This is a genomic window from Pseudomonas sp. KH_050, assembly GCF_057838875.1.
On sequence record NZ_CM174478.1, the window covers coordinates 3,143,959 to 3,168,117 of the forward strand.

Annotated in this window: 21 protein-coding genes and 1 pseudogene; 12 read left to right on the plus strand and 10 right to left on the minus strand. The window is 60.6% G+C overall.

What is annotated here, in order from left to right:
- Positions 1 to 413 precede the first annotated feature (413 nt).
- From AC3IUA_RS14485 to AC3IUA_RS14530, 10 genes and pseudogenes are all read left to right on the plus strand, one after another.
- Positions 414 to 1,214, plus strand: coding sequence for a helix-turn-helix transcriptional regulator (locus AC3IUA_RS14485; protein WP_489361922.1), 801 nt, complete (start codon positions 414 to 416; stop codon positions 1,212 to 1,214).
- 259 nt (positions 1,215 to 1,473) lie between these two features.
- Positions 1,474 to 3,936, plus strand: coding sequence for a hypothetical protein (locus AC3IUA_RS14490; RefSeq protein ID WP_489361924.1), 2,463 nt, complete (start codon positions 1,474 to 1,476; stop codon positions 3,934 to 3,936).
- A gap of 4 nt (positions 3,937 to 3,940) precedes the next feature.
- A complete protein-coding gene (locus AC3IUA_RS14495) occupies positions 3,941 to 5,203 on the plus strand; it encodes a hypothetical protein (RefSeq protein ID WP_489361926.1) in 1,263 nt (420 codons plus the stop codon).
- A gap of 14 nt (positions 5,204 to 5,217) precedes the next feature.
- The gene (locus AC3IUA_RS14500) at positions 5,218 to 5,862 is read left to right on the plus strand and encodes a hypothetical protein (RefSeq protein ID WP_489361928.1); all 645 of its coding nucleotides are present in this window, start codon (positions 5,218 to 5,220) and stop codon (positions 5,860 to 5,862) included.
- Positions 5,863 to 5,892: 30 nt separating this feature from the next.
- Positions 5,893 to 7,095, plus strand: a complete 1,203-nt coding sequence (locus tag AC3IUA_RS14505; RefSeq protein WP_489361930.1) for a hypothetical protein — start codon at positions 5,893 to 5,895, stop codon at positions 7,093 to 7,095.
- Position 7,096: 1 nt separating this feature from the next.
- A pseudogene (locus AC3IUA_RS14510) lies at positions 7,097 to 7,306 on the plus strand (MFS transporter); the annotation flags it as partial.
- A gap of 281 nt (positions 7,307 to 7,587) precedes the next feature.
- Positions 7,588 to 8,727: an iron-containing alcohol dehydrogenase gene (locus AC3IUA_RS14515; RefSeq protein ID WP_489361932.1), complete on the plus strand. Its 1,140-nt coding sequence runs from the start codon at positions 7,588 to 7,590 to the stop codon at positions 8,725 to 8,727.
- Positions 8,728 to 8,862: 135 nt separating this feature from the next.
- Positions 8,863 to 10,137, plus strand: a complete 1,275-nt coding sequence (locus tag AC3IUA_RS14520; protein WP_489362360.1) for an MFS transporter — start codon at positions 8,863 to 8,865, stop codon at positions 10,135 to 10,137.
- 40 nt (positions 10,138 to 10,177) lie between these two features.
- Positions 10,178 to 10,483, plus strand: coding sequence for a DUF1330 domain-containing protein (locus AC3IUA_RS14525; RefSeq protein WP_489361934.1), 306 nt, complete (start codon positions 10,178 to 10,180; stop codon positions 10,481 to 10,483).
- Between the two features lie 60 nt (positions 10,484 to 10,543).
- On the plus strand, positions 10,544 to 11,332 hold the full coding sequence (locus AC3IUA_RS14530; RefSeq protein ID WP_489361936.1) for an SDR family oxidoreductase: 789 nt from the start codon (positions 10,544 to 10,546) through the stop codon (positions 11,330 to 11,332).
- A 57-nt stretch (positions 11,333 to 11,389) separates the two neighbouring features.
- Here AC3IUA_RS14530 and AC3IUA_RS14535 read toward each other — a convergent pair whose 3' ends face one another.
- From AC3IUA_RS14535 to AC3IUA_RS14580, 10 genes are all read right to left on the minus strand, one after another.
- The gene (locus AC3IUA_RS14535; RefSeq protein WP_489361938.1) at positions 11,390 to 12,160 is read right to left on the minus strand and encodes an HvfC family RiPP maturation protein; all 771 of its coding nucleotides are present in this window, start codon (positions 12,158 to 12,160) and stop codon (positions 11,390 to 11,392) included.
- Positions 12,153 to 13,019: an HvfB family MNIO-type RiPP peptide maturase gene (locus AC3IUA_RS14540; RefSeq protein ID WP_489361940.1), complete on the minus strand. Its 867-nt coding sequence runs from the start codon at positions 13,017 to 13,019 to the stop codon at positions 12,153 to 12,155. Before AC3IUA_RS14540 ends, AC3IUA_RS14535 begins: the two co-directional genes overlap by 8 nt.
- Positions 13,020 to 13,446: 427 nt before the next feature.
- The gene (locus AC3IUA_RS14545) at positions 13,447 to 14,760 is read right to left on the minus strand and encodes a sensor histidine kinase (protein WP_489361942.1); all 1,314 of its coding nucleotides are present in this window, start codon (positions 14,758 to 14,760) and stop codon (positions 13,447 to 13,449) included.
- Complete coding sequence (locus AC3IUA_RS14550; protein WP_489361944.1) at positions 14,757 to 15,497, minus strand: response regulator; 741 nt, start codon at positions 15,495 to 15,497, stop codon at positions 14,757 to 14,759. The genes AC3IUA_RS14545 and AC3IUA_RS14550 overlap by 4 nt, the downstream gene beginning before the upstream one ends.
- A gap of 203 nt (positions 15,498 to 15,700) precedes the next feature.
- Positions 15,701 to 16,489 (minus strand): amino acid ABC transporter ATP-binding protein, encoded by a 789-nt coding sequence (locus AC3IUA_RS14555; RefSeq protein WP_489361946.1) that lies wholly within the window; start codon positions 16,487 to 16,489, stop codon positions 15,701 to 15,703.
- Between the two features lie 17 nt (positions 16,490 to 16,506).
- Positions 16,507 to 17,748 carry an NAD(P)/FAD-dependent oxidoreductase gene (locus tag AC3IUA_RS14560; RefSeq protein WP_489361948.1) on the minus strand — a complete coding sequence of 414 codons (1,242 nt, stop codon included), beginning with the start codon at positions 17,746 to 17,748 and terminating at the stop codon, positions 16,507 to 16,509.
- Positions 17,749 to 17,797: 49 nt separating this feature from the next.
- Positions 17,798 to 18,508 (minus strand): ABC transporter permease, encoded by a 711-nt coding sequence (locus AC3IUA_RS14565; RefSeq protein ID WP_489361950.1) that lies wholly within the window; start codon positions 18,506 to 18,508, stop codon positions 17,798 to 17,800.
- On the minus strand, positions 18,505 to 19,224 hold the full coding sequence (locus AC3IUA_RS14570) for an ABC transporter permease (RefSeq protein WP_489355946.1): 720 nt from the start codon (positions 19,222 to 19,224) through the stop codon (positions 18,505 to 18,507). The genes AC3IUA_RS14565 and AC3IUA_RS14570 overlap by 4 nt, the downstream gene beginning before the upstream one ends.
- Positions 19,225 to 19,336: 112 nt before the next feature.
- A complete protein-coding gene (locus tag AC3IUA_RS14575; protein WP_489361952.1) occupies positions 19,337 to 20,092 on the minus strand; it encodes a transporter substrate-binding domain-containing protein in 756 nt (251 codons plus the stop codon).
- Positions 20,093 to 20,104: 12 nt separating this feature from the next.
- Complete coding sequence (locus AC3IUA_RS14580; protein WP_489361954.1) at positions 20,105 to 20,980, minus strand: MurR/RpiR family transcriptional regulator; 876 nt, start codon at positions 20,978 to 20,980, stop codon at positions 20,105 to 20,107.
- Positions 20,981 to 21,123: 143 nt separating this feature from the next.
- On the opposite strand from AC3IUA_RS14580, the gene AC3IUA_RS14585 reads away from it, so the two are divergent.
- Together AC3IUA_RS14585 and AC3IUA_RS14590 are read left to right on the plus strand one after the other, a co-directional pair.
- Positions 21,124 to 22,152: an Ldh family oxidoreductase gene (locus tag AC3IUA_RS14585; RefSeq protein ID WP_489361956.1), complete on the plus strand. Its 1,029-nt coding sequence runs from the start codon at positions 21,124 to 21,126 to the stop codon at positions 22,150 to 22,152.
- A gap of 364 nt (positions 22,153 to 22,516) precedes the next feature.
- Positions 22,517 to 23,701, plus strand: coding sequence for a porin (locus AC3IUA_RS14590; protein ID WP_489361958.1), 1,185 nt, complete (start codon positions 22,517 to 22,519; stop codon positions 23,699 to 23,701).
- Positions 23,702 to 24,159 lie beyond the last annotated feature (458 nt).

Here is a 24,159-nt window from a genome sequence, read left to right on the forward strand (position 1 = left end):
GTCAGACTTGAATACTAGTTATACCGGTATGGATTGCCCACGATTGCGAAGCAACTCGAACGATGGCAGAGCGATTGGGAGCCGACACGCGATTAGCCCAACATGGCCCTGCATCGAAACGATGCCGCAATCAGAGCCGAATATGCCTGTGCAGTCGGCGCGGGCGCCAAAGCGAAGGGGCTTGCAATGAGGAGGAACCCCATATAGTGGTACTTGGACTTTGTGCTGCCTTGAAGCCGTCATCGAGGCCGTCTACGATTACAACCACTTCACTGATGAAGTAAATGGCTCTCGGTAGAAGCTACCCGGTGATCATCTGTGTCAAGACAGTATCCGTCGAACACTTACTTGTAGTCTAGAGGTCGATCAGGAGGACACGCGCCGGCTGGCGCAGATCGAGAAGGACTACAACTATGGCCGATTCATTCGATCCCACGAGTGCCTTGCGTGGCTCCAGTTTTCTCTGGGTGGACCTGACGCGGGAAGCCACAGCAATGGTCGATGCCCTCGACGGCGCATTTGACGTACGTCGAGTAAGGGAGCCGACGCAGATCCCCGGCGCAATTCAGACCTACGCCCCGCTTTTTCTGTGCTTTGAGTACGACGAGCCGGAGGCGCCGGGTATCGACGCCATGGCGGACACTCGGCGCGAGTACCCGAGCCTACCCGTGCTCATGATCACAGGCTGCCATTCCGAGGCCCTGGCAATGTGGGCACTGCGTATGCGGGTCTGGGACTTGCTGGTGAAGCCGGTTTCGATCGGGGAACTCAGCCAGCACATCACCGCGCTCACCGAACAGACGCGCCGGCGCGGGTCAGGGCCTACGCACGAAAGCCTGTTTCTGCAGCAAGGCACTGAGGCCTTGTCCGCCTTCCATGACCTCGACAGACAAACACGAACATTTCCCGCGATCTCGCATGTGGCGACGCATTTAGAACGCAAGATCGCGCTGGATCATGTTGCAGCCCTTTGCCGGCTCAGCCCCTCCCAGTTCTGCCGCGTCTTCAGGCAAGAGCAGGGGGTTAGCTTCGGCCAGTATCTGCTCCACTACAGGATAGAGCGGGCTTGCGAACGCCTCACCCATCCGGGTGCCCTCGCCAAGGAAGTGGCTTACTCGGTCGGGTTCAACGACCTCTCGTATTTCACACGGGCGTTCAAACGCCAGGTCGGTGTCTGCCCGAGCGAATATCAGGCGGGCGCAAGATTGTCTTAACGAATGACAGGATTCTCCTAACGCTCTTCGTTCGGCGGCGCTAGTCTTGGCGAAAACTTATTGCTCAAGGATGTCTGCTACCACTCATTGCGTCCTCAAGGAGAAGTTGAGTCTTCGTACTTTTCCGAGGCTGCTCTGCAATTTGTTGCGATGAATACGAGTGGTTACTCGCCAGCTCAGCGACAGACGGTTGATTGCGAAAGAAGGTGCCTTAAGCTTCCCACCTGCCGGACCAACATCTCAGAGGAGTAACAACAAAATGTCAACAACCTCAGAGCGTCTGACTTATCTCCATGAAGAAGAGCAGTCAACCGAGCGATTTGAACCGGAGACTCCCTTTCTCGACACGCGTTTTTCCTCTGAAACCTGGGCCGAGCGTGAAGCACCCGTGGCATTTAGTGCGGACGAGAAAAACTGGGTTCATGAGGTCGAGACACCGTTTCTCGCTGAGTATCACGGTGAAACACCGGTGAACCAGGAGGCGCAGGCACTTGAACAAACGCTAATGGAGCTTTTTGACCGCGAGTTCAATGAGGCGGTTTCAAGTCTCGCGCTGGAGGCGAGCGCGCAAGCCGAATATTTCTCGCGCGGCGCTACTGAGCAGGAGGCAGAAAGTCTGCTCAACGAATGGCTCGATCCGCTGCGGCGCGCAACCGAGCAGCTTTTTGAACAGGCCAGCGAGGCGGTGAGCCAGCAGTCTCTTGAGGGCTTGGGCGATGCTGAGCTCGAATCTTTGTTTGAAAGCTTTGAGCCGCAACCCGGCATGGTTGCCCCGGAGTTTGAGGAGTTCCTCAAGAAAATCTGGAAAAAGGTCAAGGGAGTTGCCGGTACGGCAGTGAATCTCGCAAAGAAAGGCGTCGGCGCGCTTGGAAAACTCGCAGCCCCCATTGGCCTGCTGCTCAAGCGACTGTTGCGTTTGGTGCGCCCGCTGCTCAATCGTGTGATCCGCTTTGCACTCGGCAAATTGCCCGCGAATTTGCGTCCACTAGCGACCCAACTCGGTCGGCGGCTTGGCATCCTTCGCGAAGCGGGGGAGGTCGAAGCTGAGGCCGAAGATGAAGCGCCTACAACTAATGAGGCCGAGGCCATCGCGCAGGAGTTCGACGTGGCAGTCGCCACGTTGCTGTTCTCGCGTGATGAGGTGGAAGCCGAGATGTTTATCGATGAGGCCACGCAGGAGACGCTGGCGCAGGAGTCGGAAACAAATCCGGTCGCAGAGATGGATGCAGCGCGGGAGCGTTTTGTATCGCAGTTCGCCGAACTGCAGAACGGCGAGAACGCCGCCCCGGTAGTGCAACAATTCATACCGGCCATTCTTCCGGTGCTGCGCATTGGCATTCGGGTGGTGGGCCGGCAAAAGGTGGTTAAGTTTCTCGCCAGCTACCTCGCGCGTATGATCCAGAAATTTGTTGGACCGACGGCTGCCACGCCTTTGTCGCGTGCGTTGGTCGATGCCGGGTTGCGGCTGATCATGCTTGAGGCGACGATGGAGTCGCCCACGCGCATAGCCGCACGCGCGGTGGCGGCCACACTGGAGGACTCGGTGCGCCGGGTGGCCCATTTCGGTTTCCAACACTTCGACAATCTGGACGTAAACAACGACCAGCAGCGCCTGCTTGAAACGATTGCAAACGAAGCGTTTTTTGAAGCGGTGGTCAACCACTTCCCGGCACAATTGCTGGATGTAAACCGCCTCGAAGAGCGAGAAATGTATCTGGAAAGTCCCACACAGAACGAGGTGTGGGCCTATCGTCCACTCCCCCGATACAAAAAGTACACGAAAGTCTTCGAAGTGCGTATTAGACCCGTCGACGCGAAGGTGCTCACTTTTGGTCAGCAGCCACTTGATGCATTTCTGCGCGCCCGCGGCGTGCAGCTTCCGGCGACAGTCCGGATTCATCTTTACGAAGCCATTCCCGGTACAACCTTGAGTCACATATCCAGTCTTGAAAGGGGAGTACCGGGCCTTGGCTCCGGCTCGCAAGATGCCTGGTCGAAGATTCATCCGCTGACGCCGGACGCTGCGCAAAGCCTGTTGAAAAATCGCGATCTGGGACGGGAGGTGGACAACAGGTGGTTGCAATCACGGAATCTCATCAGCGTCGGCCAGCGTTTTTATTACATCGAGATGGGCGGCGGCGGACGCGTACCTATGGTGTGCCCACCCAGTCAGGTCAATATGACAGTTGATCTGAAAGGCAGCCAGGTGCGCGTGAGCGCTTATCTAGGTGAAACCGACGCGCAGAAGATCGCGTCGACAAGTTCGATGGTGAGCTCGCAGACCGCTGCACAATACATCATGAGTCTGGCTGGCAGCGTCGTATTCAGCTTGAGAAACGGACCATCGCAGCGGGTCAGATTTTTGCGTGAAGCTAGCGGAGAATTTGAGGACTTTGCCCCGGGCGCCATCCTTGGAGCGGCGGCAGCCAAAGCTGCGCAAGAATTGCTGACGCGTATTTTGGTAGCGCTGGGCACGGCGCTGCTTAAATTGCTGAAGGCCGCAATCATCATCTACATCAATTCGCGCTTCGATGAGTTCAAGAAGGTGGCGCGTGACCCCAAATGCGGGCTCACGCTGGTGTTTACTTTCAACCATCCCGGGCTGCGCGCGCTTCATGTACTCCTTGACAAGCGGTTGCCGGGCCCTTCAGACGCCGCTGCGGCTTTCCGTGCGATGCAGCCACCCTCGGTGGCGATCGTCGCCGGATTCGTTTGGAGCTAACAAGGTGAAAACTGAAGCGGCCCTACGCGCTCAGCTCAGCCGTCAGTTCGCCCACTGGCGCGCGGCTGTTGTGACGATCGACGACGCAGACAATTTCGCGGCGAATGAGGCATGGATGCGTGTAGAGCGGCAACTGGGTCTTGCCTTGCGAAAACCGCTCCAGATCACCGCCGATCGGCTGCGGGCTGAAATCATCGGCTTGGGAGCGCAACTAGCCTCCGCGCAGACACATGAGCAGCTCCAGCTCGTGCGGCAGCGGCTTCTTGCCTTTCGCCAGCGCTACGTGGCCGTCGAGACCACACTGGATTTTTACGGCGATGCCGTGAACACTCGCACGAACCCAAAGGCAGCCTCCATCCTGCGTGCGCTGGACTTCATCGCATTTCACAGCATGGAGACGCTGCTAAAACCGCTTGGCAAACAAACACCGCCGGTGCTGACCTACATCGACAAAGGGTTAGGTGCTTCAATTCTGCGCGCTGGTGTGCGGTTGTGGGATGGAGGCACCATCAGCCCAGTCGCTGCGATCAAGATCACCCGGCACAATCTTTATCGGCCTACGTCACTTATCCATGAAACAGGTCACCAGGTTGCGCATATTCTCGGCTGGACCGAAGAATATGCAGCCCTCCTGAGGCGCGAACTGGCGCTGCTGGCGCCGGCTGAAGTGGTTGAAGGATGGGCCGAAACGGCGTCGGAAGTCGTCGCCGATATATTCGCGTTTGTGCACTGTGGGTACGGGGCTGTCGCGGCACTGCACGATGTGGTGGCGTCCGATGAGCGCTTGGTGCTTCGATACCTGCCAGGCGATCCGCACCCCATCCCTTACATTCGCGTGCTGCTCAACGTGGAGTTTTGCCGGCGCATGTTTGGCGCCGGTCCATGGGACGCCCTTGCAATGGCGTGGCAGCAGGTCTACCCGCTGGCGAACGCGACCCCTGCCACTCGCCAGTTTCTTGAGCACTCAGTCAAACTGCTTCCGACCCTTGCAGACCTATCATTGCTTAGGCACATGCGCGCTTTTGGCGGTCGCGCAATTGTTGATTTCATTGATCCCGAGCGCGTGCGGCCGGACGCGCTCATGCGTTGGTCGCGGCAGCTCGGCAGCGCGCTCGCCACCTCACCGCACTGGGCGGCGACCGAACCGGTGCGCCTGCTCGCGTTGTCATCTTACGAAATCGCGATTGCGCCGGAACGCGCGGCAGAAATCGCCCAACAATACGAAACCTGGACGCTGCGCCTGGGCAGCGTTGCACCCGCCGCTTAAAAAGGACCCGCATCATGATCATTCAGCCCATGCCCATTCCCCCATTGGCGAACGACTTGCAACATGCCTATGCCGGTCATCTTTTTCGCTTGAGAGGTTTTCTTCCGAACAACAATGCAAGCCAGCCCTCGGAGAAGACTTTCTCTCTTGCGCAATATCACGTGGACGAGGGCCAGGAAGTCGCGGTGAATGGAGAGCTCCCGTCGCCCCCGGTGCTAGCTCACATCGCAAACGTGGCAATGAGCATTAAGTCCTCTGTCAATCCTTCGACTGACAGGGTGCGTGTCAGCCTGGTGGTTCCTCGCGGTGTTTCCAACGGACTCGTGTCGTTGATCTGGCCTTCAAAGACGCTTACTTCCGAAAAGCCGTTATTGATAACGACGCAGAGGTTTGACCTCCAGCAGGAAAATGGCGTTCCGGATGAATTTTTGTTTGTTGGCCTTTTCCCGGTGAAGCCGAGCGAAGTCTATATCGGCGAAACACTGCTGCAACTCGACGATATCAGGTGGCAGAACTCCGTCCTTCAAATCAGAACTCACGACTGCTCCAGCCCGGGACTGATTCTGGTTGTCGCGCAGTCGGACGTATATCAGTCACGACAGTGCGTACTGATCAAAAAATCGACGAAAACAACGGTAATGTCCCCGGCCACGCGGTAGGTAAATGCAACCCGACTAACGGAGTACGCCATGTTTTTCAAATTTGCAGCCTGGAATAACAGCGAAACGCCGTCTTATGCTCCGTCGGTTGACGCGATCCAGAAACTATCCAAAATTCATCCTCAAGTGCTCCTGAATGCGTTGGAATACTACTATTCCTCTTCGGATCGGGCCCCTAACCTAAACATTCCAAACTATCGCCTGCCGTTTCCCCCCAATGTCAATGCTGAGGCACCAGCCCTTCACAACGGCATACAAAACGCGCTGCTCCCCCTCCCTGACACCTGGGATCACCTCATCTACGCCTACGCAATTGAAAACACGCGCATCTTTGAAATCTTCGATCGCGTGGTGCGGGAGTTCGAAGCCGGCGAGCGGTTTGAAACGCCCGACCTGGAAACGGCACTTTGGCTGCGGACCACCGAGGCGCTCTTCTATCGGGATCTGGGCTCCGGATTTATTGGATCGCTTACGAGTTCGATCCGCCCGGATCTGCGGGCGATTCGCCGCAACTCCTACTTCCGTTTGCTAGGCCTTGACCTTAATCACGGGGTGGATGGCAATCGAGTCTATCAGTTTGACAAACCGACCGCCTCGAACCGGGAGTTCGTACCGATCTTTGAAGCGCTCCTTCGGGAGGTCTGGCGTGGGGTGGTGAACGCAGCCAACCAGATTGGCCCAAATGATGCGGACAACGCCGCCATTGCTGACCATGCACGGCGGCTGCGCGAAATGCTGAACGTTCGGCGCAACAACGGTAATCTGGTCAGGGAAGAGTTCTGGGCCGTAGCGGCCATGTCCTGGTTTCATCTCGCGGTAGCGCAAGACACGCCGGTCGTGCGCGCAATGAAAGCAGAGGCAGAAAGTCCGGCCGAGCGGCTGATCAAGATTGGCGAACGTGTTGGAATCCAGGCTCACCGGCGCTGTGATGCGTTTTTTAATATGGCGGCGGAGTTATCTTCGGTCCTTACCTTCATTGAAACCAACCCCCTTGCGGTGCTGCCAACCCACGCTGGCGGCTACTACCTGCCTGGCCCCTTTCCCCAGATCGCTTCCGACATGCGGGTAATCATCACGTATTGGTCAGAGGCCACCGGACGAGATATCAAGTCGCAGCGGGTGCTCTTAGGCGCCTCAGCGCAGCTGCCAGTCCAGAACCGGGCCGTGTCGGTTCCGCCGCGGGTGCCAAGCCGCGGAAATGGATCCGCGGCAACGATTGGAAGCGGCCAATAAACAAAAAACGGCCCCGGGCTTTGGCACCGGGCGCGAAATCGGCACCGCGGTCGCGGGCGGTCTGGCGCCGCTGGGCGCCTTGTCGCTGGTCTCGGCGTCCGCCACGCACTCCACGGACGGGGTGGTGATCATCCTGGCGATCGCCTCGGTGCTGGTGGTGGTTTTTGCCCTGTGCGACCAGGGACGCAAGCATTCTTCGTTCAAGAATTGATAACCCGGCGATGAACCGATGGGGGCGGGCCGACCTTTTGCACCGGGTCGGCCCGCCCTGCGCCGTTTTGGCCTCTCAAGGCAAGCGCAACCCGCTCGAGTCCAATGATGCTCTGATCGTCAGGCTTGAGGATTAGTTATACCGGTATGGATTGTTGTCAATACCGCCCCGTCTTCAGCGTACATATACTCCAGCGCAACTGCTTCCGAGCCCATCGACAAGGATTCTCGGAGACCCTTTAAAAACGGGTAAAGCTCATTGTCATACCAGCGGAGTAATGTATGTCGCTTATCAACTACATCACACAGATCCAGTTCGAGGTCGGGGCCGTTGCATTGCTGCCGGGTGAGTGCACACGAATCGGGATCAAGCGCCCGTTGATCGTCACCGATGCAGGTGTCAAGGCCGCGGGCATTCTCGATGGGGTATTGGCCACCCTGTCGGCGGGTACCGAACTGGCGGTCTATGACCGGACTCCATCGAATCCGAACGAATCAGCGGTTCGTGATGCGGTGGCAATGTATCGGCAGCATGATTGCGATGGAATTATCGCTGTAGGCGGCGGTTCTTCCATCGATCTGGCCAAGGGCGTCGCGGTGTGCGCCACCCACGCCGGGCCGTTGAAAAGCTTCGCGGTGATCGAAGGCGGACTGGCGCGAATCACTGCCGCTGCCGCGCCGCTCATAGCGATCCCGACCACCGCCGGGACCGGCAGCGAAGTCGGTCGCGGGGCGATCCTGATCCTCGATGACGGGCGCAAGGTCGGGGTCATCTCGCCCTATGTCGTTCCCAAAGTGGCCATCTGCGATCCGCAATTGACCTTCGGCCTGCCTGCGGGTCTCACTGCCGCCACTGGCATGGATGCGATTGCCCACTGCCTCGAAACCTTCATGGCACCAACGTTCAATCCACCCGCCGATGGCATTGCCCTGGATGGTTTGTGGCGGGCCTGGCGGCACATTGAGCAGGCGACTCGCGAGCCGGGGAATGTCGACGCCCGGATGAATATGATGAGCGCCTCGCTGCAGGGCGCGCTGGCCTTTCAGAAAGGCCTGGGTTGCGTACACAGTTTGAGCCATGCCTTGGGTGGCATCGATCCGCGCCTGCACCATGGCACGCTCAACGCGATTTTCCTGCCGGCGGTGATTCGCTTCAATCGCCAGGCGCCCACCGTTCAGAACGAGCAAAAGCTGGCGCGCATCGCCCAGGCGATGGGGCTTGAGTCCCACGAAGCCGTCGAAACCGCCATCGTCGACATGACCCGCGCGCTGGGCCTGCCTACCGGTCTGAGCCAGTTGGGCGTTACCCGCGAGCTGTTCGGGCGAATCATCGAGGGCGCGCTCGCCGACCACAGCCATCGGACCAACCCGCGAGAGGCTTCGGCTGCCGATTACCAGTTGCTGCTTGAGCAGTCGATGTAAGGCTCGACTGCCCCTTACGGTCATCGCGCCGGTCGGCGCGACCCCCTCTACAACAATAAAAAGAGTGTTGATATGACCCCTGAATCCGCAACCGAGGTTGCAGGTCTCGCGCGCACTGGCGCCCGGACCTCCTCCCTGAAGAAGTACCAGAGCATCACCGTGGTGTTGTTGCTGCTGATTGGTATCGTCAACTATCTGGATCGCAGCGCGCTCTCGATAGCCAATACCTCGATCCAGAAAGACATGCTGATCAGCCCGTCGCAAATGGGCATTCTGCTGTCGGCGTTTTCCCTGGCCTACGCGTTCGCCCAACTGCCGTTGGGCATCATCATCGATCGACTGGGCAGCAAAATCTCCCTCGGCGCAGCCTTGCTGACATGGTCCGTTGCGCAATCGGTATCCGGGCTGGTGAACAGTTTCGCCGGCTTCATCGGCCTGCGGATCCTGCTTGGGGTGGGTGAGGCGCCGATGTTCCCGTCGGCGGCCAAGGCCCTGTCGGAGTGGTTCGAAGCCGAGAAGCGCGGGACGCCGACCGGCATCGTGCTGTCTTCGACCTGCATCGGGCCGTGCCTGGCACCACCGTTGCTGACGCTGTTCATGATCAATTTCGGCTGGCGCGGAATGTTCGTCATCACCGGGCTCATCGGTATTGTCCTGGCCGCGTGCTGGCTGATGTTCTACAAGAGCAAAAAGCAGTACCTGGCCGAGCTGGCCGCCAGCGGTCAACTGTCGCCGGAAGTCGCCGAGGTCGCCGAAAAAACCGCCGAGCCGGCACCGCAGGTTCCGCGCAAGGCGCTGTTCGCCGACTGGCTGAGCCTGTTCCAGCACCGCAGCACCTGGGGCGCGGTATTGGGTTTCATGGGCGTCATCTACATGCTCTGGCTGCACCTGACCTGGCTGCCGGGTTACTTCGAACGCGAGCATGGCCTGGGCCTGTACAAAACCGCCTGGGTGGTCTCGCTGGCTTACCTGTTCGGGGCCTTTGGCACCATCGCCGCCGGGCGCATTTGCGACCGAATGGTCAAGCGCGGCATGAGCGTGCTGGGCAGTCGCAAGGTAACGGCTATTTCCGGCCTGTTGCTGGCGGCCTTGTTCACCTTGCCACTGTCGTTTGGCAGCAGCCTGACCTTGAGTGTGGTGCTGCTGTGCCTGGCGTTGTTCAGCATCAACCTGGCCAGTTCAACGGCCTGGATGATCGCCAACACCATTGTCAGCACACGGCGGGTTGCTTCCTTTGGCTCGATTCAGAACTTTGGCGGCTACATCGCCGGCTCCATCGCGCCGATCGTCACCGGGTTCAGCATCCAGCACTCGGGCTCCTTCGCCACGGCATTCATGGTCAGCGCGGTGGTCGCAGTGGTCGCGGCATTGGCCTACTGGGTGCTGCTCAAAGGGCCGGTCGGCGACTGACCGTTATCTATTGATTGAACACTATTGAGCTGGAGGATTTATGCCCAAGGGTTATTGGATTGGCCGGGTCGACGTCAGCGATCCGCAGGAGTATCAGCGCTACGCCACGGCCAACGCCGTGGCATATAAAAAGTACGGCGCGCGGTTTGTCATCCGCGCCGGACGTTTCGAGACGGTGGAGGGTCAGAGCCGGGCGCGCAATGTAGTGATCGAGTTCCCCAGTTATCAGGCCGCCATTGATTGCTGGAACTCCCCGGAATATCAAGACGCCGCGAAGATTCGTCAGCCCATCTCGATCATCGACCTGATCATCGTCGAGGGATATGACGGGCCGCAACTCGATTGACCTGGTAACCCCAGGCTATTGAAGGATCCGTATCACTTAATCATTTATAGAGAGGTCAGCATGGAACTTGGAATCGAAGGGCGTTGGGCACTGGTCTGTGGCGCGAGCAAAGGTCTTGGCAAAGGGTGCGCCAAAGCCTTGGTAGCGGAAGGGGTGAACGTGGTGATTACCGCGCGCAACCCCCAGGCGCTGGAAGAAACAGCCGCTGAACTGCGTCAACTGAACAGCAGTGTCACGGTTAAAGCCGTGGTTGGGGACATCACCACCGTCGCCGGGCGAGAAGCGGCATTAAAGGCCTGTCCGGTGGTCGACATCCTCGTCACCAACGCCGGAGGTCCGCCGCCGGGAGACTTCCGCAACTGGACCCGCGAGGACTGGATCGCCGCCCTTGACGGCAATATGCTCACGCCTATCGAGCTGATCAAGGCCACCGTCGACAATATGGCTGAACGCGGGTTCGGCCGCATTGTGAACATTACCTCGGGCGCGGTAAAAGCGCCGATCGGCATACTGGGGCTGTCCAATGGCGCTCGCAGCGGTTTGACCGGTTTCATTGCCGGACTGGCGCGCCAGCCGCAGCTGGCCTCCAATAACGTCACGATCAACAACCTGCTGCCTGGGCTGTTTGACACCGATCGCCTGCGCGAATCGACCCAGGCCTCTGCCAGTGCGGCCGGCCAGGCACTCGACCTGGCGCTTGAAAACAAACGCCGGGCAATCCCGGCCGGCAGGTTCGGTAACGCCGACGAGTTCGGTGCGCAGTGCGCGTTTTTGTGTAGCCAACACGCCGGCTATCTCACCGGGCAGAACCTGTTGCTGGACGGTGGCGCCTATCCGGGGACCTTCTAAGGTCAGGCGCGGGCTGATTTTTTGATCGGCCCGGTCTCGGTGATTTACACAAAGCTTTCACTGCGTATTCGCTATGCCCACGACACCCTCGGCATGCATCTGCTGCAACAGAATCAGGCCGCTGTCCATGAAATCGCTGAGCTCGGTCGCTTGGGCCTCGACGGCCAATTCCTGCAACTGGACACGCCCCTGCAACTCGGGGAACTCTTCGATGCGTTGCAGCAGTCGCCAGGCCAACGGGCTGAGCTCGGAAAAAACCACGCTCCAGTCGGCCGAACGGCGAATCAGCAACAAGGTCGGCTGGCCTGACGGCGCGTCGGGTTGGTAATCGGGCCCCAGCTGATGGACCGGCCAGCTGTAGGCCAGGGGCCAGGCCAGCGCTGAAACCCGCAAGGGGCGATCCAGCAAAAAACCGCCATCGCTGGCGGGCAGGGGCTCGTCTTCAGCCTGCTGGAGCGCCATCTCGATCCACTCATAATGAGCCAGTTCGATCATGAACGCCGGCCACGTCGCGTCCTTGAGTACCGCCGGCTCAGCCGCAAGAAAGTCGACGAACTCTTTGGCGATTTCACCAAATTTCGGCGTGGTCGAGCGGTAATCCCGCAAGAATGCCCTCAGCAGTACCCGCCAGTGGGTATCGCCGAGGATGCTCACCAGCACCGGAAAGGTCCCGCTCAGCAGCGACAGCAGGTTTTCGATAACCAGATCGCGATAGATGTTCACCCGCGCCGGGTCCATTCCGGCGGGTGGTGGACAGCTATCGGGATCGCGCAGATAGCGGGTCAGTGACTGTTGCTGCTGCTGCAAGGTTGCACCTGGATTAACCATGGGCCACCACCAGAACCGGGTTTTTCGCCCCGGTTTGCAGTTGGCGAATGATGTTCAACTCAGCCACCAGTGCCTCGAAGGCCGGGAAGTTGAAATCCCGTTCGAGCAAGGTCGGTTTGGCCCCGAACCGTGCGTAGGCCTGGGCCAGCAATGCCCACACCACCGGTTTGACCGGAGCGCCATGGGTGTCGATTTTCAGTTCGTCGGATTCGTCGTAGTGCCCCGCGACATGCATGGCGACCACTCTGTCGGGCGCGATTCCAGCAAGGAAGGCCTGGGGGTCGGAACGGTGGTTCACCGAGTTCACGTAGACATTGTTGACGTCCAGCAGCAGGTCGCAATCGGCTTCCTGGAGCACGGCATTGGTAAAGGTGAGTTCGTCCATATCCTGTTCCGGCGCGGCATAGTAGGACACGTTTTCCACTGCCAGGCGCCGACCCAGGACATCCTGAGCCTGGCGAATACGGGCCGCGACGTGATGCACCGCTTCTTCAGTGAAGGGCAGCGGCAGCAAGTCGTAGAGATGGCCGTCGTCACTGCAATAACTCAAATGCTCGCTGTAGAGCGGCACCTTGTACTGGTCGAGAAACACCCGCACTTCCTGCAGTAAAGCCACGTCCAGCGGCGCTGTGCCACCGAGGGAAAGGGACAGGCCGTGGCAGGACAACGGATACCTTTCGGCCAGGGCGCGCAGCGCAGCACCATGGGCACCGCCGATGCCGATCCAGTTTTCCGGCGCGACTTCGAGGAAATCGAAGTTGCCGGCGGGGGCATACCGCAGCTGATTGAGCAGCGAGCGACGCAAGCCAAGCCCTACGCTGGAGGCCTGCGGCAAGGTCGAAGAACGATGGGTCTGCATGAGCTTGATGTCCTGTGATCCAGTGTCAGGGAGGTGCGCCCGACCAACACGTCAGCCGGTAGACAGAGTTAATCGCAGGGGTGTATCCGGTCTGTGTCCTGTGGTTGCGCGAACTAAAGCGGATGTATCAGGGACGCTTGATACACAGTCCGATACAAAGCGGGGACCTGGTGAGCCTTAAAAGATCGCAGCCTGCGGCAGCTCCTACGGATTTGTGTACGACCTGCGATCAATGGGCGATCTTTTCGGCGGACAATGCGTTGCCCGGACGGACGCCAGGATCAAAAGATCGCAGCCTGCGGCAGCTCCTACAGGTTTTTGCGTACACCTTCTATTTCAAAGGTGAACGGGCTTGGCGTAGGAGCTGCCGCAGGCTGCGATCCTGGCGATCTGGCATGCACCGCAATGCGGTCGGACCGCCCTCATCTCAACCCTGCCGACCACCCAGCTCGAGCTCCGCACACAGTCCACCGCCTTCGCGGTTGCGCAGGGTCAGCGAGCCGCCAATGGCCTGGGCCAGCTGTTGGGCGATGGCCAGGCCCAGTCCGGTGCCGCCGGTGCTTCGATTGCGCGAGCTTTCCACCCGGTAGAAAGGCTTGAGCACCTGTGCCAGTTCCTGTTCGGCGATCCCCGGACCGCGATCCAGCACCTGGATCGCCAGACTCCGGTCGGCCCTGGTCTGAATGACTATTTGCGCGGCACCGGAGAACTTCAACGCGTTATCCACCAGGTTGACCAGTACCCGGCGCAACGCATGGGGCCGGGTATCGATCACCGCGGCATTTTTCCCGTTCAATTGCACCGCCTGGCCCATGTCCTGATAGTCGAAGACCAGGCTGTCGAGAAATGAGTCCAGATCGACCCGGCAGCTTGCCTCGTTGGAGCCGTGGACGCTACGGGCATAGGCCACGCCTTCGCGGACCAGATGTTCTATTTCTCCCAGGTCCTGCCAGAGCTTGTCCTTCTCGGGAGATTCGTCCATGAATTCGGCCCGTAACTTCATACGGGTGATGGGGGTTTGCAGGTCATGGGAGATCGCCGCCAGCAGTTGCATGCGCTCCTTGAGATAAGCAGCGATGCGTTCCTGCATGGCGTTGAAAGCGGCTGCGGCGTAGGCCACCTCGGTGGGCCCGGTTTCATCCAGGTGGATGGCGTGGTTGTTCGGGTCGAGGGTTTCCACGGCCCGGGCCAGCCGCGTCAACGGGCGGATGGCGATCCGCACGGCCAGCCAGGTACAGCCGATCAACAGCGCCAGTTGGCCCAGCAGGACAAACGGCAGCCAGGGAGAGAGCGCCATGATCGCCGGCCTGACGTCAATGGTGACCGGACTGTCATCGGCGAGGCGCAGGTGCACCTGGAAATGTTTCTGCGGGCCGGGGATATCGGTAAATACCAGCGGGTAATCATGCCCGATGGCGTCCTCGATCGAGCGCATCGCAACCGGCGCGTCAGCCCGCTCCATGGGGACACCGGACTCGCCCGTGTTCAGCAAGTAGCCATAATTGTGCCGATCCAGACGCCGTAGCCAGTCCGCGCGCTCGGCGGCCGGCAAACGGTCGAGGATAGCGATGGAGGTCGAGACATCGGTTTCCAGATTGCCCAGCATGGTCGATTTCGCGCTCTGGTAACGTTCGTAGAACTGCGCGCCGAAAGACAGCCCCTGGGCGAGAATCAGCCCGACCAGAAAAATCAGCGAGAGCCGCGAAGCCAGCGTGCGCGGCCAGCTCAACGAGAATCTCATGCCGGCGCCCCGAGGACTTCCACCGGCAGTGAGAACACATAGCCTTCGCTGCGCACGGTCTTGATGCATGCCGGTTCCCGCGCATCATCCAGCAGACGCTGGCGCAGGCGGCTGACCAGCAGGTCGATGGATCGGTCGAACAGCTCGGCATCGCGGCCCTGGGTCAGGTTGAGCAATTGGTCGCGGCTGAGCACCCGCTTCGGATGATCGAGAAATACCCGCAGCAGACGATACTCGGCGCCACTCAGGGCCACCAGGGTGCCGTCCTTGTCGAGCAGGTGGCGGGCCGTGGTGTCCAGGCACCAGCGACCGAAACCCAGCAGCCGGCCGCTTTCGCTGAGCACCAGGTTCGGCGGCAGCATCCGCGTGCGCCGCAGCACGGCATTGATCCGCGCCAGCAACTCGCGGGCGGCGAAGGGTTTGACCAGATAGTCGTCGGCGCCCATCTCGAGGCCGATGATGCGGTCGGTTTCATCGTTGCGGGCGGTGAGCATCAGCACCGGGGTGTTTTTGTGTTTGCCGGCGCGCAACTCGCGACAGAGCATCAGGCCATCGTCACCGGGCATCATGATGTCGAGCACGATCAGATCGACCGGCGTCGATTCGAGGAAGCTGCGCATCTGTCGCCCATCGGCGACCACCGTGGTGCGCAGACCGTTCTTCTTCAGGTAGTTGCCCACCAATTCTCTGATCTCGCGATCATCATCGACTATCAGAATGTGATCGACATGTTCCATCTGCTCAGCCCTGTCTGTGTCTGTTTGTGACACAGCATATCGAGCCTTGCCCGGCTTGCCCGCAGGCCTTTGTATTGCAGTGTATCCAGCTCGCCGTGGATACATAAGCTTGCAAAATTCCGGCTTTTTGCCGTATTTGAACCCTCGAATCCGCGCCTGCGGCAGCTATCCGGAGCGCCGCAAGCTGTCGGTTTTCCCATTCCTTAATGCACGATCTGCGCGAGAAAGGCTTTGGCCCGGGCACTTTTTGGCGCGCCGAAGAAGTCGTTCGGCGGCGCATCCTCGATGATTTTCCCGCCATCGAGGAACAGCACCCGCTCGGCCACTTGGCGGGCGAAGCCCATTTCGTGGGTGACGCAGAGCATGGTCATGCCGCTGCCGGCGAGCTTGACCATGACATCGAGCACTTCACTGACCATTTCCGGGTCCAGCGCCGAGGTCGGCTCGTCGAACAGCATGATCTTTGGCTCCATGCACAGCGCCCGGGCAATGGCCACGCGTTGTTGCTGACCGCCGGAGAGTTGGCTGGGGTATTTGTCGGCCTGGTTTTCGATACCGACCTTGTTCAGGTAATTGCGCGCAAGTTCTTCGGCCTTCTTGCGCGACAGGCCACGGACCGAGATCGGCGCCAGGGTGCAGTTGTCGAGCACGCTCATGTGAGGGAACAAGTTGAAGTGCTGGAACACCATGCCCACTTCGCTGCGGACTTTGGCGGCCTGACGGGTGTTCTGCGAGAGGTCGGTGGCATCGATCAGGATGCGACCCTTTTCAGCGATTTCCAGGCGGTTGATGCAACGGATCAGCGTCGATTTTCCGGAACCGGACGGGCCGCAGAGGACAATGCGTTCACCTTCGCGGACTTTCAGGTCGATGTCGTGCAGCACGTGAAAGGCGCCATAGAACTTGTTCAGCCCGGTGATATCGACCACCACCTTGCGCGTATCAGGGGCGGCGATCGTCGGGGTTTGCAGCAGGGCAGTGGCAGATTGCATGCTTATCTCTCCAGCGATCAGTGGAAGCGCTCGGCGCTGTAGGGGGTCGGGTCGGTAAACGGCATGCTGGCGGTCATCATCTCGGCCAGCAGGCGACCGCTGACCGGGCCCAGGGTCAGGCCGTGGTGCGCGTGGCCGAAGTTGAACCACAACCCCGGGTGGCGACTGGCCGGGCCAATCACCGGGCACATGTCCGGCAGGCACGGCCGGCGACCGAGCCAGGGTTCGGCATCCAGGCGCTCGCCCAGCGGGTAGAAGTGCCGCGCCAGTTCTTCGCAACGGCGCAGCTGGATTTCGTTGATCGGATCATCGCTGTCGGCGAACTCGATGCCGGTGGTCAAGCGAATGCCATGCACCATCGGCGCCAGCACGTAGCCGCCCACCGGGTCGAGAATCGGATGGTGCATCTGCACCCCGGGTCTGGCCGCGTAGTGCATGTGGTAGCCGCGCTTGATCGCCAGCGGAATGCGATAGCCCAGGGGTTCGAAAATGCCCCGGGCCTGGGGTCCGAGGGCGACCACCGCTTCATTGCCGGTGATCAGTCCTTGTGCGCTTTGCACCTGCCACTGACCATTGCTTTGGCGCAGGCTCAGGGCATCGCCGAGGACAAAGGTCCCGCCGCGTTTCTGGAACAGTTCGGCGTAACCACGGGTCAGGCCGCCGGGATCGCTGACGGTCTTGGGGTCCAGCCAGTGCAGGCCACCCACCACATCGGCGTGCAGCCCGGGCTCGAGTTGGTGGATCCGCTGCCGGTCGAGCACCGCATAGTTCAATCCGTACTCGCTCAGGGCCAGGGCGTCCCGCTGCGCTTGTTCGAATGCGGCCTGATCGCTGAAGGCTTCGACCCAACCGTCGCCCTGGATCAGGCCACTCATGCCTGCCGGTTCGGCCAGCAGCTCATGTTCACTGACGCAGCGTTCCACCAGCGGCAGCATGGCGCGGGTCGCCGCGGCCAGGCCCTTGGGCCCGGAATTGCGCCAGTATTGCAGCAACCAGGGGCCGGCCTTGGGCAGGTAGCGCAGGCTGTAGCGCACATCCGATTGCTGATTGAGGCCATAGCGCAGCAGTTTCGACAGCTGGCGCGGAAACGCATAGGGGATGACGCTGGCGCGCTCGATCAGCCCGGCGTTGCCATGGCTGGTGCCATTGCCCGGTTGCTGGCGGTCGAGCAGTACCACTTTGCGGCCGCGGGCCTGCAACTGCAGCGCGGTGCTGACGCCGACAATCCCGGCGCCGAGAACAATGGTTTCGCAATGCATGGGTAAATCCCTGGTACGTGGGCCACCGTGGCGGCCCGGGAAAATCGGTTCAGTTCAAATGACGGCCCAAACGGCCTTCGATCAGTTTCAGGCTGCGGCGCACCACTTCGACGATCAGCAGGTAGAGCACCGCGGCCCACAGGTAGATCTGGAAGTCGAAGCTGCGGGAGAAGGCCAGCTTGGTCACGCCCATCAAGTCATAGATGGTCACCAGCGAGGCAATGGCGCTGGCCTTGATCATCAGGATCAGCTCATTGCCCAGCGGCCCGATGGCCACCAGCAACGACTGCGGCAGGATGACTTTGCGAAAGGCGGTCCAGCGCGACAGGCTGAGGGCTTTCGACGCTTCGCGCTGGCCCGGGGCGACGGCCAGCAGCGCGCCGCGCAGGATCTCGGCCTGGTAGGCCGCGGTGTTCAGGGTGAAGGCCAGCAAGGTGCAGAACCAGGCGTCGCGGAAGAACCACCAGAGGCCGACGTCCTGCCAGAAGCCTTTGAACGAGCCCAGGCCGTAATACAGCATGAACAACTGGGCGAGCAGCGGCGAGCCACGGAAAAAGTACCCATAGGCGCCGGTGAAACTGCGCACAAAGCGGTTGCTCGACAAGCGGCCCAGGGCGAGCAGCAGGCCGAGCAGGGCGCCGAGGCTGAAGGAAATCGCCACCAGTTTGCCGGTCACCAGCAGCCCGTCGATGAAGCGCGGGCCGTAGCGTTCGAGCAGTTCGGGGCTGAGGAACAGGTTCAGCAGTTCATCGAAGCTCATGGCCGGGCACTCCGTTGATGGCGGCTGAAGTACTGTTCGAGAAAGTGAAACAAGCGACCGGACAACGCCGAGAAAAACAGGTAGCCGAAGCAGGCCACGGCGTAGAAAAACAGCGGTTCCTTGGTCACGCTGACCGCCAGGTTGGTCTGGCGCATCAGGTCGACCAGGGAAATGGTCGAGACCAGCGAGGTGTCCTTGAGCAGCGACAACCAGTTGTTCGACAAGCCCGGCAGGGCAATGCGCGTCAGTTGTGGCAGGACCACCTTGCGAAAGGTCGTGCCCTTGGACAGGCCCAGCGCCGCAGCCGCTTCGAACTGGCCCTTGGGCACGGTCTTGAAGGCGCCCAGCCAGATTTCGCTGGAGAACGCGGCGAACACCAGGCTGAAGGCGATCATCGCGGCGACGAAGGTGTTGATCGTCACCTCGGTCTGGTAGCCCATGGCGGCGAGGATTTTCTGCGCGGCGATCTGGCAGCCGTAGTAAATGATCAGCAGGGTCAGCAATTCGGGCAGCCCACGGAATACCGTGGAAAACACCGTGGCCGAAGTCCGCAACCAGCGGTGTTTGGAACGGGCTGCCAGGGCCACGCCGAGGCCCAGCGGCAACCCGATCGGCACACAGCTGAGGGCCAGGGCGATGGTCACCAGGGCCCCGGCCAACAGCGCCGAGCCCCAGCCGCCGCTGGCGAAAGATAACAGTGACAGATGTTCGAACATGCCCGAACCCTCTCGCGAAATTAAGCTTGCACGCCGCCACCGCGCTCAGGGCGAGCGCGGGGCCGGGGTGTCAGGGGAACAGGTCCGGGGCCAGTGCCGCGGACCCGAGGGCTCAGTAGATATCGAAGGCGAAGTAGCGGCTGGAGATCTTTTTGTAGGTGCCGTCGGCGACGATGTCATCCAGCGCCTTGTTCAGCCGTTCCCGCAGGGCGTTGTCTTCCTGGCGCACGGCGATCGAGGCATCGGCGGTGGTGCCGTTGACGTCGCCGATGATCTTGCAGCAGTCCTTGCCGGTGCTTTCGGCCCAGGCCAGCAGTGGAAACTTGTCGGCAATCACCCCGTCCAGGCGACCGGAGGCGAGGTCGCTGTTGGCTTCGTCCAGCGTCGGGTAGAACTTCACGTCGGCACCGGCCGGGGCGTAATGATCTTCGGCGTAGATGGCCTGGGTCGAAGACGACTGGGCGCCGACCGTCAGACCTTTGAACTTGGTCTGGGCGTCGGTGATGGCCGAGTCCTTGGCCACCGCGACCGAGAGCGGGGTGCGGTAGTAGTGATTGGTGAAGGCGATCTTCTTCTTGCGTTCATCGGTGGCAATCATCGAAGCCACCACCGCATCGTATTTCTTCGCCATCAGCGCAGGGATGATGCCTTCCCAATCCTGGGCGACGATCGTGCACTCGACCTTCATGCGCTCGCACAGGGCATTGGCGATATCGACGTCGAAGCCGTGCAGCTTGTTGTCCGAGTCCACATAGTTGAAGGGCGGGTAAGCGCCTTCGGTGGCGATCTTAAGTACTTCAGCCTGGGCCCCCGAGACTCCGGCGATGACCATTGCACAGGTAGCTGCAAAGCGAATGACGTTTTTCAAGTGACACCTCGATTATTGTTTTGGTCCTGGTGAGGATGTATATCCAACGAACTCGTTATGTAAGGCTGCGGTTGCTTCAAGACGTCTTTCGACTTCGGGGCCCAACTGCTTGCACACCTCGTTGACCAGCAGATGCACCAGCGACAGCATCGCCGCCGTGGACTCCCAGAACAGGTTGAACTCGGTGGGCACGCGGAACACTTCATCGGCGTTTTGTTCGGCCCAGTCGCAGAAGGTGTCGGTGACCAGGGTCACGGGGATGCCGGCTTCGCGGGCCTTGCGACACAGATTCAGGGCGTGACGGGAATAACGCCGGGCTTCGAACACCACCAGCGCGCACTCCTCGGGGTGGCTGAGCAGCACGTCGGCGTAATGCCCGGCGGCGCCATCCACCAGTTGCACGCCATCGCGCAGGTACTGCAGCAGATGGACCATGGACGCGGCGATTCCGCGTTCGGTCTGGAAACCGGCGACAAACACCTTGCGCCGGGTGGCCAGGCGCTGGCTGATGGTTTGCCAGGCCGGGGTCAGGCTGTATTCGTAGACTTTCATCAGTGCGCCGACTTCCAGCTCGAAACTCTGCGGCAAGCCTTGGGGACTCTGGCTGGACTGCTGGCGGAACTCCTGCAAACGCTCACCGACCAGCCACGGGCCTTCGCCAAGATCGGTTTTCAGGTCGTTTTTCAGGTCTTTGAAATGGCTGTAGCCGATGGAGCGGCAGAAGCGCCCGACGGTTGACTCGCTGACGCCCAGCTTGGCGGCGATATCCGCCGAGGTCTGAAACGGCAACTCGTAGAGGTTGGCCAGCATGTAATTGGCGATCGCCCGGCCCGAGGCGGCGGCGGTCGACAAGCTGCTTTCAAGGCGTTGTTTGATGGGCTGGCTCAAGGCTGTTTCCTGTTGTTATTCAGCGCTTGAGCAGAAGGTGAATGTTTTCTGTCATTAAGTCAATATTTGACAGATAACTGGCGTGACTGGATAGTCAGGCCGCAGTAGCCCACCCCCAATAACAATGTCCCTGGAGCTTCGCAATGTCCCAATCCGCCCCTGTAACACCCGAAATAGAGCTTATTGGCCTGGCCGGGTTAAGCCAGTTGCTGCAACAGGTATTCGAGCGCCACGGCACCTCCACCGAGGTCGCCCGGATACTCGCCGACAACTGCGCCAGGGCGCAGCGCGACGGTTCCCATAGCCATGGGGTGTTCCGCATTCCCGGCTACTTGTCGTCGCTGGCCAGCGGTTGGGTCGATGGCCAGGCGCAGCCGATTGTCGAAGATGTGGCCTCGGGTTTCGTGCGGGTAGACGCCGCCAATGGCTTCGCCCAACCGGCACTGGCAGCCGCCCGCGAACTGCTGATCGAAAAGGCCCGCAGCGCCGGGATCGCGGTATTGGCGATCCGCAACTCGCACCATTTCGCCGCGCTGTGGCCAGACGTCGAACCCTTTGCCAGGCAGGGCCTGGTGGCCCTGAGTGTGGTCAACAGCATGACCTGCGTGGTGCCCCATGGCGCGCAACGGCCGTTGTTCGGCACCAACCCGATTGCCTTTGCCGCGCCCCGTGCCGGTGGCGAGCCGATTGTCTTTGACCTGGCCACCAGCGCCATTGCCCATGGCGATGTGCAGATCGCTGCGCGCAAAGGCGAACAATTACCGCCGGGCATGGGCGTCGACAGTGAGGGCCAGCCAACCCGGGACCCGCAAGCGATCCTCGCTGGCGGCGCCTTGTTGCCCTTTGGCGGGCACAAGGGCTCGGCGTTGTCGATGATGGTTGAACTGCTGGCCGCCGCGCTGACCGGAGGCAATTTCTCCTTCGAATTCGACTGGTCGAAACATCCTGGGGCGCAAACACCCTGGACCGGCCAGTTGGTGATCCTGATCGATCCGAGCAAGGCCGGCGGCAACAGCTTCGCCAGTCGCAGCGAAGAACTGGTGCGGCAGATGCAGGCAGTCGGGCTGGAACGCTTGCCAGGTGACCGGCGCTATCAGGCCCGAGAAAAATCCCGCGGCGCCGGCATTCCCCTGGCTGCTGCTGAACTGAAAAAGTTGCGTGAACTGGCGTGAGGAACAACGCGCTTCGTAGCAGCTGGCGCAGCCTGCGTTCGGCTGCGAAGCAGCCGTAAAACCTGCAACCCCATTCCTCCAGCAAAGACGCGGTTCACCATATTGCAACCGCTGCGCAGCCGAACGCAGCCTTCGGCAGCTGCTACGGGAGATGTAAGGGGCTGATGGGTCGATCATCCCATCGGCCAGTCCGTGTAAGCCTTAAGTTTCGCACCTCGTAGCAACCCGGTAGTGGATCGAATTTGCCGGGCCGCTCGCGCCCCTCCAAAGCAGCTGCCAATTGCCGCCAAGGCAGCCTATTAGACGCACTCCGGTGTTTCGATAATCGCCTCCGACATCAAGTCCCCCGGTTGCGGAGCGCGCCATGCACAACAATAAGAAATACCAGCACTGTTTCTTGCCTGCCCTGATTGCCAGCCTGTCGGGCCTTGGCATGAGTTCGATGGCGCAAGCCGAGATCATGCTGTACGACAAGGACCAGACCACCTTTTCCACCGATGGCTACATCAACGCCTTCTATGTCAATAGCGACGTCGACCGCGAGGGCGAGCAGTTCGATCGCCGGCAGTCACGAGTGAAAATGGGCTTCTTGCCCAACTACCTGGGTTTCAACATGGGCAAGCAAGTCGATGACTTGAAGCTCGGCGCGCGGGCATCGTTCTGGGTGACCATCAACGACAGTGAAACCAATGGCACCGACACCGCCATTGATGTGCGTCAGTTCTACGGCACCGTGGGCAATCCGGGCTGGGGCGAGGTGCTGATCGGTAAGGACTTCGGGCTGTTCGCCCGTTCCAACATCCTGCTTGACGAGATGCTCGCCGGTTACGGCCAGGTCAGCGACACCCTGGGGCTGGTGGATGGTGGCGGGGTGTCGTTCGGCAACATCGGCACCGGCTACCCGTACCCGTTTCCGACTTCGCAGATCACCTACCGCACGCCGGTCATGGATGGCTTGCGCATCGCGGTGGGGATCATGGACCCGGTGGACACCAACGACGACAGCGCGTTGGGCAAGGCCTACCAGGAAAACCCGCGGACCGAGAGCGAGATCACCTACCAGTTCGACGTCGGTGGCGCGAAGATCTACAGCTGGCTCAACGGCAGCTACCAGACCTCGGAAAACACCGACTCCACGGTGCAGTCGGTCACCTCCAAAGGCGTCGGCTACGGTGTGCAGGCGAAGATGGGTGGCTTGTCGCTGACCGGCTCGGGATTCCAGGCCAAGGGCATCAATCCGTTCTTCACCAACAACGCCGGCGAAGCGACCTTGCGTGAAGTCGACAGCGACGGCTACCTGCTGCAGGGTTCCTACAAACTCGGCAAGAACCGCCTGGCGCTGTCCTATGGCAAGACCAAGGACGACGGCAACGGCGTGGTCGGCAGCGGCGCGGATTATGAAACCCGCGGGATCGCACTGTTCCACGACGTCAATGACAACCTCAAGCTGGTGGCCGAATACAACCAGTTCGAAATCGACGGCCACGACACCGTCGCCCAGAATGAAAACACCGACACCTTCGCGGTCGGCGCAGTACTGACCTGGTAACCCCGCCGGATCCGCCCCCGCTGCGCGCATCGCGGTGTGGGGTGGATCGGGGCAGGGCACAATAGGTGGCTGCAATCCCCTGCGTAGGAGCTGCCGCAGGCTGCGATCTTTTGATCTTTGCGACGTTGGTGTCCGCAGAAAAGATCGCAGGCTGCGCCAGCTCCTGCGCCGACCGCGTGCACCGGCAATGGCTGCAATCCCCTGTGTAGGAGCTGCCGCAGGCTGCGATCTTTTGATCTTTGCGACGCGGGTGTCCGCAGAAAAGATCGCAGGCTGCGCCAGCTCCTACGCCGACCGCGTGCACCGGCAATGGCTGCAATCCCCTGTAGGAGCCGCCGCAGGCTGCGATCTTTCGGGGCCGTCCAGTTCGCACTTCATCCCATCGAACCACCTACCCGCTACCCAAGTAGCATAGGGCCCTCGCCGCGGGCTTCGTACACTGATGCCTCAGACTACGC